This window comes from Dechloromonas sp. ZY10, from assembly GCF_041378895.1.
In the GTDB taxonomy this organism is placed as follows: Bacteria; Pseudomonadota; Gammaproteobacteria; order Burkholderiales; family Rhodocyclaceae; genus Azonexus; species Azonexus aquae.
On sequence record NZ_CP144212.1, the window covers coordinates 1,151,895 to 1,169,458 of the forward strand.

The 17,564-nt window shown below is 60.2% G+C and carries 13 protein-coding genes; 1 reads left to right on the top strand and 12 read right to left on the bottom strand.

Annotated features, from left to right (window positions below):
- Positions 1–11 precede the first annotated feature (11 nt).
- From VX159_RS05230 to VX159_RS05255, 6 genes are all read right to left on the bottom strand, one after another.
- A complete protein-coding gene (locus VX159_RS05230; RefSeq protein WP_371325494.1) occupies positions 12–743 on the bottom strand; it encodes an amino acid ABC transporter ATP-binding protein in 732 nt (243 codons plus the stop codon).
- Between the two features lie 39 nt (positions 744–782).
- Positions 783–1,541, bottom strand: a complete 759-nt coding sequence (locus tag VX159_RS05235) for an amino acid ABC transporter permease (protein WP_371324929.1) — start codon at positions 1,539–1,541, stop codon at positions 783–785.
- Between the two features lie 12 nt (positions 1,542–1,553).
- Complete coding sequence (locus VX159_RS05240; protein WP_371324930.1) at positions 1,554–2,327, bottom strand: ABC transporter substrate-binding protein; 774 nt, start codon at positions 2,325–2,327, stop codon at positions 1,554–1,556.
- A gap of 434 nt (positions 2,328–2,761) precedes the next feature.
- Positions 2,762–3,361: an OmpA family protein gene (locus VX159_RS05245; RefSeq protein ID WP_371324931.1), complete on the bottom strand. Its 600-nt coding sequence runs from the start codon at positions 3,359–3,361 to the stop codon at positions 2,762–2,764.
- Complete coding sequence (locus VX159_RS05250; RefSeq protein WP_371324932.1) at positions 3,354–3,800, bottom strand: FecR domain-containing protein; 447 nt, start codon at positions 3,798–3,800, stop codon at positions 3,354–3,356. Before VX159_RS05250 ends, VX159_RS05245 begins: the two co-directional genes overlap by 8 nt.
- A gap of 291 nt (positions 3,801–4,091) precedes the next feature.
- Positions 4,092–4,226, bottom strand: a complete 135-nt coding sequence (locus tag VX159_RS05255; protein WP_371324933.1) for a hypothetical protein — start codon at positions 4,224–4,226, stop codon at positions 4,092–4,094.
- Positions 4,227–4,664: 438 nt separating this feature from the next.
- Between VX159_RS05255 and acnB the strand changes: the two genes are divergently transcribed.
- Positions 4,665–7,253 (top strand): bifunctional aconitate hydratase 2/2-methylisocitrate dehydratase, encoded by a 2,589-nt coding sequence (gene acnB, locus VX159_RS05260; RefSeq protein ID WP_371324934.1) that lies wholly within the window; start codon positions 4,665–4,667, stop codon positions 7,251–7,253.
- A 165-nt stretch (positions 7,254–7,418) separates the two neighbouring features.
- Here the strand turns inward: acnB and VX159_RS05265 are convergent, their stop codons facing one another.
- From VX159_RS05265 to VX159_RS05290, 6 genes are all read right to left on the bottom strand, one after another.
- Positions 7,419–8,381, bottom strand: coding sequence for a chemotaxis protein (locus VX159_RS05265; RefSeq protein ID WP_371324935.1), 963 nt, complete (start codon positions 8,379–8,381; stop codon positions 7,419–7,421).
- A 226-nt stretch (positions 8,382–8,607) separates the two neighbouring features.
- A complete protein-coding gene (locus VX159_RS05270) occupies positions 8,608–12,588 on the bottom strand; it encodes an EAL domain-containing protein (RefSeq protein ID WP_371324936.1) in 3,981 nt (1,326 codons plus the stop codon).
- Positions 12,589–12,649: 61 nt separating this feature from the next.
- Positions 12,650–13,795, bottom strand: coding sequence for an ABC transporter substrate-binding protein (locus VX159_RS05275; RefSeq protein WP_371324937.1), 1,146 nt, complete (start codon positions 13,793–13,795; stop codon positions 12,650–12,652).
- A gap of 9 nt (positions 13,796–13,804) precedes the next feature.
- The gene (locus tag VX159_RS05280) at positions 13,805–15,883 is read right to left on the bottom strand and encodes a TonB-dependent receptor plug domain-containing protein (protein WP_371324938.1); all 2,079 of its coding nucleotides are present in this window, start codon (positions 15,881–15,883) and stop codon (positions 13,805–13,807) included.
- Positions 15,870–16,736 (bottom strand): hypothetical protein, encoded by an 867-nt coding sequence (locus VX159_RS05285; RefSeq protein WP_371324939.1) that lies wholly within the window; start codon positions 16,734–16,736, stop codon positions 15,870–15,872. Before VX159_RS05285 ends, VX159_RS05280 begins: the two co-directional genes overlap by 14 nt.
- The gene (locus VX159_RS05290) at positions 16,733–17,560 is read right to left on the bottom strand and encodes a hypothetical protein (RefSeq protein ID WP_371324940.1); all 828 of its coding nucleotides are present in this window, start codon (positions 17,558–17,560) and stop codon (positions 16,733–16,735) included. Before VX159_RS05290 ends, VX159_RS05285 begins: the two co-directional genes overlap by 4 nt.
- Positions 17,561–17,564: the final 4 nt, after the last annotated feature.

Below are 17,564 nucleotides of genomic sequence, written 5' to 3' on the forward strand. Positions count from 1 at the left end.
GATCCGCCGGCTCAGAAGCCGTGGCGGACCTGCGTCAAAAAGGTTTTGGCGCGTTCGTGCGCCGGATTGCTGAAGAAGTCCTGCGGCGTCGAGTCTTCGAGAATGGTCCCGTGATCGAAGAAAATCACGCGGTCGGCAACCTCGCGGGCAAAACCCATCTCGTGGGTGACCACCAGCATGGTGATGCCGGTATGCGCCAGTTCGCGCATCACCGCGAGCACTTCGTTGACCATCTCCGGGTCGAGCGCCGAGGTCGGCTCGTCGAACAGCAGCACCTTGGGGTCCATCGCCAGCGCCCGGGCAATCGCCACCCGTTGCTGCTGCCCGCCGGACAACTGCACCGGGTACTTGTGCGCATGCGCCTTGAGCCCGACGCGGTCGAGCAAGGCCAGGGCCTTGGCTTCGGCGTCGGCGGCCGACATCTTGCGCACCCGCATCGGGGCGAGGGTGATGTTCTTCAGGATCGTCAGGTGCGAGAACAGGTTGAAGCTCTGGAAGACCATCCCGACCTCGCGGCGAATCGCGTCGAGGTTCTTCAGGTCGTCGTTGAGTTCGATGCCGTCGATCACGATGCTGCCGGTGTCGTGCGCTTCAAGGCGGTTCAAGGTGCGCAGGAAGGTCGACTTGCCGGAGCCCGAAGGGCCGATGATTGCGGTGACCTCCCCTTCACGGAAGGTCGCGGAGACCTTCTTCAGCGCATGGAAAGCGCCGAAATGCTTGTCTACATCGCGGGCGACGATGATCGGCCGGGCCGTGGGCTTGATTTCGCTCATGGGGGCTCCTCAGCGCTTGCGCCCGACGTCGAGCTGGGTCTCCAGCGCCGAAGTCAGGGTGGTGAAGGCCGTGGTCAGGATCAGGTAGATCATGGCCACGGTCAGGAAGACCGGAATCGGCTGGTAGCTCTCGGCCTGGACTCGGTAGCCGACCATCGTCAGTTCAACCACGCTGATCGCGTAGGCCAGCGACGAGTCCTTGACCAGCGAGGCCAGGTTGTTGGCCAGCGCCGGCAGGGCCACGCGCATGCTTTGCGGCAGCATGATGTCGATGAAGGTCTGCAGCGGCGACAGGCCGAGCGCCCGGGCGGCTTCGATCTGCCCGTGCGGCACCGCGAGGATGCCGGCGCGCACGCACTCGGTGTTGTAAGCCCCGATGTTCAGCGACAACGCAATGATGGCGCAGGCAAAATCCGATGGCTGCAGCGCATCCGGCAGGAACTGCGGGGCAGCCAGCCAGACGAAAAGGATTTGCAGCAGCAGCGGGGTGCCGCGAAAGATCCAGACATAAAACGCACACAGCCAGCGCAGCGGCGCAATCGACGACATCCGTCCGATCCCGGCGAGAACGCCGAGGACGATACCGATGGTCCCAGAAACCACGGTCAGCCAGACCGTGATCCGGGCGCCCTCGGCAAATTGCTGCGCCGCCGGCCCGATTGGCTCCGGTGCCGCCGACAGCGGAATCGCCAGCCCCCAGAGGAAGGCGAGCAGCCCCAGCATCGCGGCGAACATCGTCCAGCCCGGATTTTGCTTGCTCCAGTTCATGGCGGGCTTCGCTTAGTGGCAGGACACGTCGGTCTTGAAATATTTCTGCGACAAGGTGGCGTAGGTGCCGTCCTTCATCACTTCGGCCAGGCCACGGTTCCACTGCTCGGCCAGTTCCTTGTTGTTCTTGCGCATGATCGCCGAAACGCGCTCGACGAAGACCTGCTCACCAGCGACGATGCCGGCGTCGGCGTTCTTTTCCAGGGTGGCCTTGATCAGCCACTTGTCGGAAATCCAGGCGTCGACCTTCTTGCTCTTGAGCGCCGAGAAGGCTTCCGGATCGGCCTTGTAGGTCTTGATTTCCTTGACCCCGGCGATCTTCTTGGCGCTGTCGGCGTAGCTGGTTGCCAACTGCACGGCGACGGTCTTGCCGGCCAGCGCCGCGGCGGTCAGGGCGCCGTCCTTGGGGGCGGCGATCTGGCCGCCGGTACAGTAATGCGGGTTGGTGAAATCAACCGATTTGGCTCGTTCTTCAGTGTAGCCGTGGGAAGCGATGGCGAAATCAAAACGGTCCTGGCGGATCGAGGCGACTTGCGCGTCGAAGGGCACCACGCGCCACTCGATGGCGAGACCGAGCTTCTTGGCCACGGCTTCGGCAACTTCGACTTCGAAGCCGGTCAGCTTGGCGCCTTCGAAATAATTGAACGGAAAAAATGCACCTTCGGTGACGGCAATGAATTTGCCATCGGCCTTGATCGCGGCCCAGTCGCGTGCTTCGGCACTCGTACCTGCCAGCAGCAGGGCCAGCGGCAACAGCGCGGTCGCCAGTTTGCTCTTCAATCGCATGGTTTGATCCCCAAGAATGATGGAGGCGCGGGGCAGTCATGCCGCAGCCGAAACTGCAAACCCTCTGCGCCGAAGGTCGCGGATTCTAGGGAGCGAGGGGTTGGGGCACCATCACTTATGACGTCAACTACGGGTTATCCCTAGGTGACTTGTTGCGCAAATGCAACGTTTTTCACATTGTGGTTTAAACGTTTGTTCATTGCTTAATGCAATGAAAATAAAAGGTTTTGTCGGTTTTGTACGGAAAATTGAAGGCGGAGAGGCGGAGAGGCGGAGAGGCGGAGAGGCGGAGAGGCGGAGAGGCGGAGAGGCGGAGAGGCGGAGAGGCGGAGAGGCGGAGAGGCGGAGAGGCGGAGAGGCGGAGAGCAGGCGCAACTCTGCCGGCGGGGCGGCTGCTTACACGGTCAACGCTGGGCTGGGGCAAAAAGCCTGGTTCAGCGCAGCTTGATTTCAACCCGGCGGTTGCGCGGTTCTTGCGTGCCGGGGCGATGGGCCACCAGCGGTTCACGGCTGCCGCGGCCGGCAACCTGGATCGCATCACGCGGGATGCCGGCGCCGACTAGCAGTTCTCGGACTCGGTTGGCGCGTTCCAGCGATAGCCGATCATTGATCGGCGTGGTCCCGACTGCGTCGGTATGGCCGATCACCAGCACTTCGGGCGCCGGGAAATTTCTCAGGTCGGCGAGAATGGTTGGCAGCATTGCGCGCGACGCAGCGGTCAGCTTGTCATTGCCGAACTCAAAATTGAGCAGGTAGCGTTGGGGAGAGGCCGGCAAGCCCTCGATGGCCGCCTGGTAACGCTGACGTACTGCGGTTTCGCCAATTTTTTCCGAATTCAGTTTGCCGCTTTCAAGACGCGTGCCGGCATAGGCCTCGGCGACCTCGACGCTGCGCCCGCCGTGTTCGACGATGATGGCACCGACCTGGCCGCTGCGGTCGGGCAACAGGACGATGCGTTCGCGTGGACCGGCTGAGCAGCCGGCGAGCAGTGCCAGGGCGAGGAGCAGCCAGGGGCGGTGGTGCTGCTTATTCATCGGCCTCAACCTCGACGACAAACTCGGTGCCCCGAATGCCGATGGTCGTGGTCGGCGTATTGACCCGCATTGCTTGCGGGTTGGCTTTGGCGACCAGCCCCGAAACCATTGCGGTTACTCCACGCAGGATGGAAATTGCCATGCCGCCTTCGTGGGTGGCCGGGTTGAAGCTGAATTCGCGGATGCTCAATTGCGAATTGGCGCTGGCCGAGATCAGTGTATCGTCGCGCAGGGTCACCCCGATCTGACTATCCTTGCCGCTGATCAGTTTGTCGCCGGGAAAGACGCGGTCGCCGGCTTTCAGCGCGATGCGCTGGCCATTGCGTTCGGCGTAGGTTTCGCCGCTCGCCGATTTGACCGTGCCGGCCCATTCCTGAGCCTGGGCGGACAGGGCAAGAAGCAGTAGCGGCAGGGCAAGGTAGTGGGCAGGGCGGGGCATGGTTGATCTCCTGCGGGGAGGTTGGGGGCAGGGCCAGGGTTTTTGCCACTTTTTACGGTCGACCGTAAAAAATGACAAAAATCCAAGCGCGGATTGTCGCACGAAGCCCGGTGGTTTGGGGAGCGAGGCGGACCGTTGGCTGATGCGCCCGGGTTTTCCCCAGTCGCGTCGGACAAGCCTGGGGATAAATTCTGGATAGTCGGGCTAAACCCGCAAGTCAAAAAGAAAAAAACCCGGCGCCCAAAAAATGGGCGGCCGGGCTAACGAGGGGGGAAAGTGGTGGCTAGGAATTCACAACCAGGCTTGCCAGCCGAGCCAGAAGGCCGCTAGCAGCAAACCGGCCGATAGCACGAACAGCGAACCCTGTGTCGGCGCGGTCTGGCGGAGAGTAATCGGGCGGACGGCGGGGGGGCGACGGTTGGACATTGGAGTATCTCGGTGAATTCAAGCGATGCGCCATGCTACGGCTGGATGACTTTTCGAAAAAGACGATATTTACGAAATTTTTGGCAGTATTTTGCGAAGTTTTTGCTTTGCTTGCCGCTACGGACAGCACGGAGACTGAGGGATGGTGTCCGGAGCGTCCTCCACCGAGGCCGCTTCCGAGTTCCGAGAGGTTCGATGGGTGAATTGCAACTTGTTGAAAAAACGTTGAATTTTTTGTTTTTCAGGAGTTGTCAGGCCGGCTTTGGCGCAGAAGACTGGCAAAGCGGGAGGGGAAACATATAAAATATATAAGACTTGTGGCCCCGGTGCCGGCATCCCGCATTTCCGCCCCTGGCGGATGGTTGCGGTACGGTCGCCGCCATTGTCTTAAAATATCCGTTTTCTCCCCAGTGCAACCCCTTACGAAAGGAAGTCGCCGTGCTTGAAGCCTATCGCGCCCACGTTGCCGAGCGTGCAGCCCTCGGTATCCCGCCGCTGCCCCTGTCCAAGCAACAGACCACCGACCTGGTGGCCCTGCTGAAGAACCCCCCCGCTGGCGAGGAAGCCTTCCTGGTCGAACTGCTGACCTATCGCGTTCCGGCCGGTGTGGACGATGCCGCCAAGGTCAAGGCCGAGTTCCTGGCCAAGGTCGCCAAGGGCGAAGAAGCCTGCGCCCTGGTCTCCAAGGTCAAGGCCACCGAACTGCTCGGCACCATGCTCGGCGGCTACAACGTCAAGCCGCTGATCGACCTGCTGGCTTGCGGCGAGTGCGGCACTGCCGCCGCCGAAGGCCTGAAGAAGACCCTGCTGGTTTTCGACTACTTCCACGATGTCGCCGAACTGGCCAAGGGCGGCAACGCCAATGCCAAGGCCGTGATGCAGTCCTGGGCTGACGCCGAGTGGTTCACCTCGCGTCCGGAAGTCCCGGCCTCACAAAAGCTGACCGTCTTCAAGGTCACCGGCGAAACCAATACCGACGACCTGTCGCCGGCACCGGATGCCTGGTCGCGTCCGGACATCCCGCTGCACGCGCTGGCCATGCTCAAGAACCCGCGTCCGGGTATCGAAGCCGACGAGCCGGGCTCCCGCGGCCCGATCAAGCAACTGGAAGCGCTGGCTGCCAAGGGCAACCTGATCGCCTACGTCGGTGACGTGGTCGGTACCGGTTCTTCCCGCAAGTCCGCCACCAACTCCGTGCTGTGGTTCACCGGCGAAGACATCCCCTTCGTCCCGAACAAGCGTTTTGGCGGCGTCTGCCTCGGCTCCAAGATCGCCCCGATCTTCTTCAACACCATGGAAGATGCCGGCGCACTGCCGATCGAAATCGACGCCGGCCAGATGGACATGGGCGACGAGATCGAACTGAAGGTTGACGGTGCCACCGGCAAGGTCACCGCCACCAAGAACGGTGCTGTGATCGCCGAATCCCAGCTCAAGACCCTCGTTATCCTCGACGAAGTCCGCGCTGGCGGCCGTATCCCCCTGATCATCGGTCGCGGTCTGACCGCCAAGGCGCGTGAAGCCCTCGGCCTGGCCCCGTCCACCCTGTTCCGCCTGCCGCAGAACCCGGCCGACAACGGCAAGGGCTACTCGCTTGCCCAGAAGATGGTCGGCAAGGCCTGCGGCGTTGAAGGTATCCGTCCGGGCACCTACTGCGAGCCGAAGATGACCACCGTCGGTTCCCAGGACACCACCGGCCCGATGACCCGCGACGAACTCAAGGATCTGGCTTGCCTTGGCTTCTCCGCCGACCTGGTGATGCAGTCCTTCTGCCACACCGCCGCCTATCCGAAGCTGGTCGACGTGCGCATGCACCGCGAACTGCCGTCCTTCATCTCGACCCGTGGCGGCGTTGCCCTGCGTCCGGGCGACGGCGTCATCCACTCCTGGCTGAACCGCCTGCTGCTGCCGGATACCGTCGGTACCGGTGGTGACTCGCACACCCGCTTCCCGATCGGCATCTCCTTCCCGGCCGGTTCCGGTCTGGTCGCCTTCGCTGCCGCCACCGGCGTCATGCCGCTGGACATGCCGGAATCCGTGCTGGTTCGCTTCAAGGGCAAGATGCAAGACGGCATCACCCTGCGCGATCTGGTTAACGCCATTCCGTACTACGCGATCAAGGCCGGTCTGCTGACCGTCGAGAAGAAGGGCAAGAAGAACATCTTCTCCGGCCGCATTCTCGAAATTGAAGGTCTGCCGGATCTGAAGGTCGAACAAGCCTTCGAACTGTCCGACGCTGCCGCCGAGCGTTCCGCTGCTGCTTGCGCCATCGCCCTGAACAAGGAGCCGATCGTCGAGTACCTGCGTTCGAACATCACCCTGATGAAGTGGATGATCGCCGAAGGCTACGCCGATGCCCGCACGCTGAAGCGTCGTATCGCCGCCATGGAAGAGTGGATCGCCAACGGCACCCTGTTGAAGGGCGACGCTGACGCCGAATACGCTGCCGTGATCGAAATCGACCTGGCCGAAGTTACCGAGCCGATCCTGGCCTGCCCGAACGACCCGGACGACGTCAAACTGCTGTCCGAAGTCGCCGGCGACAAGATCGACGAAGTCTTCATCGGTTCCTGCATGACCAACATCGGCCACTTCCGTGCTGCCGGCAAGGTCCTGGACGGCAAGAGCGACATCCCGGCACGCCTGTGGATCGCCCCGCCGACCAAGATGGACGCCCTGATCCTGACCGAAGAAGGCTACTACAGCGTTCTCGGCAAGGCCGGCGCCCGCATGGAAATGCCGGGCTGCTCGCTGTGCATGGGTAACCAGGCCCAGATCCGTAAGGGTTCCACTGCGATCTCCACCTCCACCCGTAACTTCCCGAACCGTCTGGGCATCGACACCCGCGTCTACCTCGGCTCCGCCGAACTGGCCGCGATGTGCGCCCTGGCTGGCCGCATCATCACGGTTCCGGAATACATGGAGCAGATCAAGCTGGTGAACGCCAAGGCCGCTGACGTCTATCGCTACATGAACTTCGACCAGATTCCGGAGTTTGTGGAAGTGGCGGCGACGGTCGAGATGTAAGTTGCGGAAAACGGCCGGCGAAATCTGCGGATTTGGCCGGTTGACCGTAGTAGAAGCAAAAAGCCCCCGCCGGGAAACTGGCGGGGGCTTTTGCCTTGTCGGTTTTAGCTGTTTCTGTTTCCCTCGGGTCTGCGCAAGATGCTGGCCCGAATGGGGGTGCTGGCCTCAAGCGGCTACCGGCTTTCGCGCAAGGTATTTAGTGACGGCGTCGGAAAGCTGCTTGGGCTGCATTTTGGGAACGTATTCATCGACGCCGACCGAGAAACCGAGGGCCTGGTTGGATTCGCCTGATAACGAAGAGTGCATGATCACCGGAACCCCGACGAAGCGCGGGTCACTTTTGATCTTCCTGGTCAGCAGGTAGCCGTCCATTTCCGGCATTTCAATGTCGGTGATCACCAGGCTGATGAAGTCGCTGGCTGGACGGCCCGCTACGGCGGCGCGGGCGGCAGTTTTTTCCAGCGCCTCCCAGGTTTCCTGCCCGTTGATCGAACCGTAATGGCGGACTCCCATGGTTTCCAGAGTGCGTTCCACCAGCTTGCGGGCAACCAGGGAGTCGTCGGCAAAGAACACGGTGCCCAGGCTTTCCTGCTCGATTTTCTTGATGCTGCGGTAAATCAGGTCGTTTTCCTGGGGGTGCATCTCGGCCAGGACTTTTTCGACATCGACCATCATCAACAGGCGCTTGTCGGGTAGTTCGGATACGGCGGTGACCAAGCCGCCTTTTTCGGCGGTGAGGATTGCTGGCGGGACGCGCATGCGGCTCCAATCAAGGCGCTGAATGGTCTCGACGTTTTCAACCAGAAAACCCTGGGTGCGACCGTTGTACTCGGTAACGATCATGATGTTTCGCTGATCTTCGGTGGCAACGCCGGCATATTCGGCAAGATCGAGCACCGGAACCAGTTGTCCGCGCAGGCTGGCCATGCCCTTGACTGCCCGCGGCATTTCGGGGGCAGCGGTCAGTGGGGGCACGCGGACGACTTCGCAAACCTTGAATACGTTGATTCCATAAATTTCCCGTTGCTGCCGCCGGTGGTCGTAGCCGAGCGAGAAGAGCAGGACTTCCAGCTTGTTGTTGCCGGCCAACTGGGTGCGTTCGACGATACTGTCGAGCAGGGCGCTCATGGAGTCTCCTTTGACGAGAGCGATGGATTGCGTGCGTCCGATCTGGTTACGGGTGCCGGATTATGCTTTTGCGATGGAGTTGGGCTTATCTGCTCGATAGTAGCATGTTCGCAGCTGGCTGTAGCCCGGAATAGCGCAGCCTGGCGCTTGCCGGCAGGTATCGGCAAGATGCCCGGCATCGGGGTGACACGGTCGACCCGCTGCCGGACGGTTTTTTGCTGTGGCTTCAGTGGTACAGCGAGGCGCTGCCGAGTAGCCGGGTTTCAATGACTTCGGCCGGCAGTGGCTTGGAGAAGTAATAGCCTTGCAGGCAGTCGCACTTCAGTCCGGTCAAGGTAGCTTGCTGGTCGGCTGTCTCGACCCCTTCGGCAATCACGGTCAGGCGCAGGCTGTGGGCCAGCGCCATGATGCCGGTGACGATCGCCACTGCATCCTGATCGCTGGGAATATCCTGGATGAAGGAGCGGTCGATCTTGAGGTTGTCGGCGGGCAGGTGCTTGAGATAGGAGAGTGACGAATAGCCTGTACCAAAATCGTCAATCGACAGGCTGATGCCCAGCGCACGCAGGTCGTCAAGCACTTTCAGTGTGTCGCGTTCACGGTTAACCAGCACGCTCTCGGTGATTTCTAGAACCAGTGCATCCGGGGGGAGTCGGGTTTCGTCGAGGATGTCCTGGACAATCTGTACCAGATCGGGCTGTTCGAGCTGCTTAACCGAGAGATTGACGGCCACATGCAGTGGCCGGGCCCCCATGTCCAGCCAGTTGCGAATCTGCTGGCAGGCGGTGCGCAGGACATGCTCGCCGATCGGGAGGATCAATCCGGTTTCCTCGGCGATGGGGATGAAGGCTGCGGGGGAGACCAGACCCTGTTCAGGGTGCAGCCAGCGGACCAGCGCTTCGACACCAACCATGTTGCCGTTGTCGGCAGCGATCACCGGTTGATAGAAAACCGTGATTTCGTTCCGTTCGATGGCCCGGCGGAGGTCGTTCTCGATCTTCAGGCGGTCGGAAACTGCCGACTCCATCTCCGGTTCGTAGTAGCAGAAGCCGCTGCCGCTTTGTTTGGCGCGGTACATAGCCGTTTCGGCGTGCCGCAACAGGCTGCTGATGTCCAGGCCGTCGTTGGGATAAACACTGATCCCGACGCTGGCGGTGACAACCATCTCTTGTTCCTTGAGGATCAGCGGCGCCGAAACGGTACGGCAGATATTCTGTGCAACGCTGGCCGCGATGGCCGGGTTGGGCAGGTCGTCGAGCAATACGGTGAATTCGTCGCCGCCCAGCCGCGAAACGCAATCGTCGGCGCGGACGCAGCCTTTCAAGCGCTGCGCAATCAGACGGAGCAGTTCATCGCCGGCTTCGTGCCCCATCGTGTCGTTGATGAACTTGAAGCGGTCAAGGTCAAGGAAGAGGACTGCCAGCGAACTGCCATTGTTGCTGGCCTGCTGCAGTCCATGGGTCAGGTATTCGGTAAATTTGAGTCGGTTGGGCAGGCCGGTCAATGCATCGCTGTAGGCCAGGTTGTGTGCATGGCGCTCGGTCCGGGTCGCTTCGATGATCCGGCGGACCCGCTGGTTAACCACCGATAGGTGAATCGGCTTGGGGATGAAATCGCAGGCGCCTGCCTCGAAGGCTCGTTCAATCGAGTGACGATCCTCCAGCGCGGTAATCATCAGCACCGGGATGTCTTTCCATTGCGGGTGGCGCTTGAGTGCCGCACAAGCGGTGAATCCGTCCATCGCGGGCATCAGCGCATCCATCAGGATGGCATCGGCTTCATTTTGCTCCAGCCAGTCAAGGGCCTGGCTGCCATCCTGCGCTTCGGCCACGCGGAAGCCGCTGCGGACCAGGGCGTGTTTGAGTGCGGCGCGGGTGCTGCGGTCGTCATCGACGACCAATACGAGGGCGGCATCGGCTTGCACCGAGGGGCTGCTGTCTTCACTGTGATCGAGTTCGGCAATCAGGGTTGGTTCGACCAGGGCAAATTCGGTGCGCAGGCGTAACAGCAACTCGGTGCTGGCTGGCAGTTCGCCGCGCTCGGCCTGTTCTTCGAGGTCGCGGGCCAGCAGGGCAATGACATTGGCGCCGAGGTTACTGGCAGCGCCCTTGATCACATGAGCAACGCGGCGCAAGGTGAGTGCATCCTGGTTGTCGATGGCTTGCTCGATCTCGACCAGATAACCTGGCATGTCTTCAATGAAGGGCCGCAAGGCTTCCCCGAGTGAGGTGCCAAGTGCATCACGCAGGCGTTTCAGGACATTGCCGTCGAGCGGGGTAGGCGGGGTTGCCGGGGCTTCGGTAGGGGCAATGGCCTGCGTGCTATCGCTGTGGTTCAACCGGGTTGTACGCAGCCACATCTCAAGCTTTTGCGACAGACTTTCCAGTGACAGTGGCTTGGACAAATGGTCATCCATGCCGGCCGCCTTGCAGCGTTCAATGTCCTCCGGCAGGGTATTGGCGGTCATCGCGATGATTGGCGTGCGGCGTGAAGTACCAGATTCCAGACCGCGGATGGTAATTGTTGCTTCATAACCGTCCATGCCGGGCATCGAGCAGTCCATCAGGATCAGATCCCACTGTCCGTCGTGCCATTGGGCAATTGCTTCCAGTCCGTTGTTGGCCAGGCCGGTAGTGCAGCCAAGCAGGCGCAGCATGCCGCTGGCGACCACCTGGTTGGTTTTGTTGTCCTCGACAATCAGAATTCTTCCGTGGCGGATGCTCGGATGTTGGCTCTCTTCGTTGCCCTGGAAGGTCCGGATACCCGCCTTGCCGGGGGTACAAGGCAGTACAAACCAGAAATGACTGCCGGTTTCCGGCGCGCTTTCGACGCCAATTTCGCCACCCATCAGCTTCACGATTTGCTTGCAGATCGCCAGACCCAGGCCGCTGCCTCCGTAGCGGCGAGTAGTCGAGGTATCGGCCTGGGTGAACGAGTCGAAAATCAGGGATTGTTGTTCTGATGCGATTCCGATCCCGGTGTCCTTGACGCTGAAGCGTAATTGCTGGCGCACGTTGTCCAGCGAGACGATCAGAGAAACCGAGCCGCGTTCGGTGAATTTGAGGGCATTGCCGATCAGGTTGATGAGAACCTGGCGGATTCGTGCCGGATCACCATTGAGATGGGCTGGCAGTTCGTCTGAAATTGTACTTGAGATGACAATGTTCTTGATTTTGGCTTGGGCGTGAAACATCTTGATGATGCCGTCTACCAGCGGTGCCAGGGCAAAATCAGTTGCTTCGACCTCCATCCGCCCGGCCTCCAGGCGGGAGAAGTCGAGAATGTTGTTGATCAGTTCCAGCAGATAGTGAGATGAATCCCAGGCCAAGCTCAACAATTCCTGCTGGTCGGCGTTCATGTTTCCGAGGCGCAGCATCTCCAGCGTTCCGATCACTCCGTTCAGCGGGGTGCGGATTTCATGGCTGACCGTGGCGGCGAAGTCGGCTTTCAACTTGGCAAACCGCAGGGCCGCATCGCGAGCTGTACGCAATTCGGTCTCTCGCTGTTCAAGCGCTTCCATCATGCTGTTGAAAGCATGTGCCATTTCGGCAATGTCGCGTGGACCGGCAACTTCTGCCCGCAGGCCCATTTCGCCCAACTCGGCGCGGGCCATGGTTTCGGAGAGCAGGGCCAGGGGGCGGGTCAGGTGGCGGGCCAGGATGCGCAGGGCAAACACGAAGAGGACAGCAAAGGCCAGACCAGCGGCGAAATTGACAATGAAAACTTCTCTGACCAGGGCGGCCAGAGTGGCTTTACTTTGTTCAACTACGACCTGTCCGAGCAGGATGTCCTTGCGCTCTTCTACTTCAAACGGAGATTCTCCGGTCGAGCGTGACCAGACCGGGGCGACAAAGCGCCAGCCTTCGGCATTTTCCTTTTCCAGGTAAGGTTCCTGATTGAGCGGCGAGGCGCTTGCCGGTCCGCCGCCAATCAAGGGGGCGCCGCGCTCAAGAAGGACTCGTCCATCGGCATGGCGAATTTCGATGCGAACTACATCGGGAAAGGCAGATGCCGCAGCCAGAGCTTCCCCTACGTTTTCGGAAGAGCCGAAGGCGAGCGCCAGGCGACTTTGCAGGGCCAGATTGTGGGTGATTCGCAATCCATCCTGCAATTTGCCGCTGTAGAGCTGCCGGCTCCCTTGCCAAGACGTGGCCAGTGCCGACAGCAATGAAACACAAAGGACGCCAACCGAAGAGATGACAGCCAACTGCCGCCTGAATGTGGTATTCCGGAAATATTGCAGCAGTCGGGCGGGGAGGTACATGAACTTACTGTTCCGGGAAAATCAGGTCGAAATTTTGCTGCATAGCCGAGCGAGGCAGACCCAGATGGCTGGCGGTGCGGGTGTTGAAGGCAGTCAGCACATCGCGCAGGGGTTGCACCCCCTTGCTGTTGCCGCCGCTGGCCAGTCCGAGTGCCGATGAGGCCAAGTTGCGTCCGAGTTCGACATTGTTCGGATAAAGCGCAAAGAGTACGCCTCTTTTGACATGCGAGACATTGCTCGAGAATACTGGCATGCCTTTCGCCCAAGACTCCTGCAGGACCAGCGGCAAGACTACCGACTCTTCAACAGTCGTGCTGTCTTGCGGTAGCCACAGAGCATCGCGTTTCGGGTCGGCAGTGTTAAAAATGCTCTGATAAATGGTTACGGCAGCTTTCAGGTCGCCAGCTTCCTGTGCGACCAGTTCAATCCCGTGCTGCCGGGCGGCTTCTTTTGCCAGTTTGAGCAGCCAGCCATTTTGCCGAGGCTCGTAGACCACATGTACGCGTTGGGTTTTTGGGGATAGTACTTTGAGTCGGGCGAACAGCAGTGCCGGATCGGGAGCCAGGCTCAGGATGGCACCGCTGCGGACATCCGCTTCCTGCACCGAGAGTACGCCACCGGCGACAACGCCGATTTCACGGTCAAGCGCACTGGCTGCTTTCAGTCCGTTGCGTCCCAGGGCAATCACTACGCGAACATCCTGCCGTTTGAGTTCACTGGAGATTGATTGGGGGTTGAAATTGGCACCCACTGCGAAGCTGCTGACCTTGGTCTGGGCTTTTTCTTCGATACCTTCGATGATTTTCGAGAAAACGCTGCGATAGGGCTCGCCAATATCGGGATAGAGCACGGCAATCGGCCCGATGGTGCCACCGGCGGCGGCGATGCGGAGGGTCGAACTGACGGCGGACGCGGCTAATAGCACGCGAGACACATCGGCGCTTGGATCGGCCAGACGCAGGCGGATGATCTCGACGCCGGGCAGATTGTCGATGCCACCGAGCACACCGGAGAAACTGCCCGGGATCGTGTCGTCGGCTTCAGTGTAAATCACGGCGATTCGTGTCGTTGCTGCAGCGTTCGAAATCTGCAGACCGCTGCAGAGCAGCGCACAGGCGGTCAGGATGGGAGTCAGTATTTTCTTCATCATCCGTCGCTCTTATAAGCTGTAGCGGCCCTGCAGCCACAAGGTCCGGCCGGGCATGCGGTAGTCGAAAGGTATACCGGCCCCGGTCTTGCTCGGTTCCCTGACGTCGGCATCGAACAGATTGAAAATCGAGAGTGAGACATCCCACCCTTGTTTTGGACGGTCGGAACGGAGGGTCAGGTCGACGGTTGTGTAGTCCGGAATTTCCGGGCGAAGGTCACCCGCCGCACGGCTACGGTCAGCAACGTAGTTCACTTGAGAACTGAGTTGCCAGCCAGGCAGGCCGCGCCAGTCGGCTCGCAAGTAAATCCGGTGATGCGGGGCATAGCCGGCATCACGACCGGTGGTTTCATCGATATTTTTTTGGTAGGCATAGTTTCCGGAAAGGCGAAGCTGGTAGCTGGCATCCCAGACGAATTCCAACTCGCCACCCTTGCCGTTCTGTTTACCGCTGTTGCGATAGGTATTGCCCGACTGACCAATGATGTCGGAAATTTCATGGCGGAACAGTGTCAGGCTGGTTTGCAGGGTATGCATTGGCCGCCAGATTGCCCCGGCTTCCAGGGTGGCGATTTTTTCCGGCTTCAGAGCGGGGTTGCCGAGGGCAACTGGATTGCCGCTGGCGTATTGCTCGATGAAGGAAGGGGCACGGAAGGCCGTGCCGTACATGACCTTGGTGGTCAGATTGTGGGCGGTTTCCCAAACCAGAGCCAGCCGTGGGTTGGTTGTGCCGCCAAAATCGGAGTAGTTGTCGCGACGGATGCCGCCGGTCAAGGTCCAGCTACGGGCAAAGCTCCATTCGTCCTGAATATAAACGTAGTCAAGAGTGCGGCTATGGGGGCTGAGGAAGAGGTCGGCACCGCTGGCTTCGTACATCGGGCGGGGCGCCAGCACCGGAATCTGGGTGAAGTTCTTGCTTTCTCTGGTCCGGTAAATTTCCAACTGGTCGTGGCCCATGCCCATCCGGATGCGATGATCATTCAGACCGCTATACACCGCAGAGGCAGAAAAACGGGCCTGACGTTCCCATTTGTCTGGAACTCCGCGCAGACCATCGGGAAAGCCGGGGATGACGCCTCCCGGATAAACCATCAGGGGAGTCGCAATGGTGTTTGCCAACTGCATGAACGAGGCTTGCAGGGTGACACTCAAATCCTGGGCCAGATTCTGATCTGACCAGCTCAGGTCGCTGGAAATACGTTCACTGCGAACCCGGCCAACCGGATCGAGAGCGCCGGCAATGCCGAGGCCGGTTCCCTGGTTGTCGCGAAGGGTGTAGCCGGCGCGCCAGCGGAATTTGTCGTATGCAAGGTCCAGTTGCCCATCGATTGCTTCGTTTTGCAGATTGACCGAGCCGCTACGCCCAGTGGCGTCACTTTCTATCCGGCGTTTGGAACCATCGGTCGAGCCGACTCGCAGGTAGCCAGCGACTTCCAACTGGTCGTAGCGTTTTCCATGCTGCATCCAGAGGTCGTTGCTGTTGAAAGAGCCGGTGCGAATACCGACCTGGGTGCCGCCGATGTCATCCGCAGTTTTGGTGACGATGTTGATGGTGCCGGCAAAGGCATCGGCACCATAGACGGCGGAGCCAGGACCGCGAATGATCTCGATACGGGCGATGTTGTCTACCGGCAGTTCAACCATCTGCTCGTCAGGATTGCCAAGGTAGACGCTGGTGCGCGGGATACCGTTGATCAACATCAGGACATGCGGAGAAGTGTCGCTGAGGATGCCGCGAACGCCATAAGTCGGGGTGTAGAGATTTTGTAGTCGATTGCGGGAAACGTGCATGCCGGGAACAGCGGTCAATGCCTCGCTGACCGTGCGGGCGCCCATGCTGGCAATCTGGTCGGCAGTGATGACGGTAGCCGCCGCCGGGGCCTTGCTGACCTGCTGCCGCGTGCCGGTGGCAATGTAAATGAAGCTGGTATCGCCGTAAGCTTGAGTCAGCTCGTCTTCATCATTCAGTGATTCCGCATTTGCCTGAAGTCCGGCTGCGCTGAGCAGCAAGACTGGCAGCATGAGGCGTTTGTTGAGCATCTCGTGACCCTTCCTATTGTTTTTATGGATTTTTATCTTATGTATGCGCAATGTGGTTTGGCTGCAGCCGACCTACGTCAGTATTGTATTGGTCTGCTTGTAGGCTCCAGTTGCGTTTGGCCGGCCCATGATAACTCAAGGCCGAGCAGGGCGTGCTGAAAGTGCTTTGCGCTGGCCTTTCGAGAGCTTCTAGGTAGCATGGAGGCATGCCTGCGAGGAAGGCATTGAACATGTACAAGTAATACTCTTGCGGGTTCAGCCCCTGATCCAACGCCAATGCTGCGGCTACTGCACCATAATTCATTCGCATCCGCCAGCGGCCGTGCAACAGAATTTCTTCAACGGCATGAGCCAGTCGCAAGTATTTGCCCCCGGCAAGTCCCAGTTGCTCGGCGATGCCAATCACTACTGCATTGCGCTCATCTGCTGCGCTGCGTGCGACAGGGCGACCGTAGCCGCCAATGCTTCGGTTGTGGCGCAGTTCCTGGCGGACGATGTCGGTCAGGGCTATGCCTTGAGCCTGTTCACGCTCCGCGCGGACCAGAAAGTCGGCGACGGCAATATCAATTTGTCGCCCATAAATCGCGGCTTCCGAGGTCGCCAATGCAGCACTCAATGCCAGATTTCCTGAACTTCGGGTGCTACCGGCCAACGCGGCGACCCGGTTATTCCACAAACGGGCATCCGGATAACTGGTGTTAACCCAGATGGCGTGTAACAGACGGATTTGTTCCGGAGTGTGGCGGCGTCCGGTAATGCTGAAGACAAAAACGTCCATCCAGTCGCTACGGCTCAGGTCGCGATGCAGGTCATGGCCGCGAAATACGGCTCGTTGTCCGGGATAGCAGGCCCCAACGTGGCTGTTCAGGGTGGCCCATGGGGGTTGTGCGGAGGGGGGGGTCATGGGGTATCCGGTGTCCGGGAGGGGGGCTCGGGATCGGTCAACAGGTTCATGCCGAAAAACGGGAAATGGCGAATTCCTTGTTCCTGTTGTTCAAGTGCATGGGCTGCCGCACCGGGAAGACCCAGCAGGAGTGTCAGCATTTCTCCCTGGCTGGGCGAAAACCCCAGATCGAGCAAGGCTGCTGCGGCCACCCCGGTCATGCCGAGTGGGCTGCCGATCTCTTCTTCGACGCTCTCTCTGTGCTCCTGCAGCCAAGCTAGTCGTTGTGTTGGTAGGCAGGCCGTCAATAGTGCCAGAGTTTGTCTGACTGGTAACGGGCAACTGCGGGTATTGGGAGCGAAGCCGGGGCAGTAGCCGGTATCTGGCCAGACTTCACGGCGGGCCGGATGTTCTGGTTTGCTCCCGTCTTGCCGTGCGGCTAGCCATGGGGTCAGTGTTTGCGGATGGGCTTCCCAGGCTTCCATGCAACGGTAGATTTCGCGGCTACCGCCGGCTGCGCCTGCGCCGGCAGCCAATGCGGCGATCAATGCAGCCGCTGCAGGAGAACCGCCAACACCGGCAGACATCGCGGCATGAACAGCCGGGTTACGCGGTCCGGGGTTGGCTAATGCCAGAGCCAGAATCTCTAGTGCCCGGCAGCTTGCGGCATCTGGTCGTTCGCCGCAGAAGAGGAGATAGAGATATTCGATATAGCTGGCATGCTTGATGATCTCGCCGTACACATCATAGCCGCTGCAATAGCAGCGTTCTGCTGTGAACGGATCGTCCGGCGAGGCTTCTTCAAGCCAGATTCGGGAGTGGAATTGCGGGGGGGGCGTAGACATGGGC

Bases quoted from the DNA above. Each gene is read 5' to 3' on its own strand.
- VX159_RS05235 (WP_371324929.1), bottom strand. From the start codon at position 1,541: ATGAACTGGAGCAAGCAAAATCCGGGCTGGACGATGTTCGCCGCGATG.
- VX159_RS05240 (WP_371324930.1), bottom strand. From the start codon at position 2,327: ATGCGATTGAAGAGCAAACTGGCGACCGCGCTGTTGCCGCTGGCCCTG.
- VX159_RS05245 (WP_371324931.1), bottom strand. From the start codon at position 3,361: ATGAATAAGCAGCACCACCGCCCCTGGCTGCTCCTCGCCCTGGCACTG.
- VX159_RS05250 (WP_371324932.1), bottom strand. From the start codon at position 3,800: ATGCCCCGCCCTGCCCACTACCTTGCCCTGCCGCTACTGCTTCTTGCC.
- VX159_RS05255 (WP_371324933.1), bottom strand. From the start codon at position 4,226: ATGTCCAACCGTCGCCCCCCCGCCGTCCGCCCGATTACTCTCCGCCAG.
- VX159_RS05265 (WP_371324935.1), bottom strand. From the start codon at position 8,381: ATGAGCGCCCTGCTCGACAGTATCGTCGAACGCACCCAGTTGGCCGGC.
- VX159_RS05275 (WP_371324937.1), bottom strand. From the start codon at position 13,795: ATGATGAAGAAAATACTGACTCCCATCCTGACCGCCTGTGCGCTGCTC.
- VX159_RS05285 (WP_371324939.1), bottom strand. From the start codon at position 16,736: ATGACCCCCCCCTCCGCACAACCCCCATGGGCCACCCTGAACAGCCAC.
- VX159_RS05290 (WP_371324940.1), bottom strand. From the start codon at position 17,560: ATGTCTACGCCCCCCCCGCAATTCCACTCCCGAATCTGGCTTGAAGAA.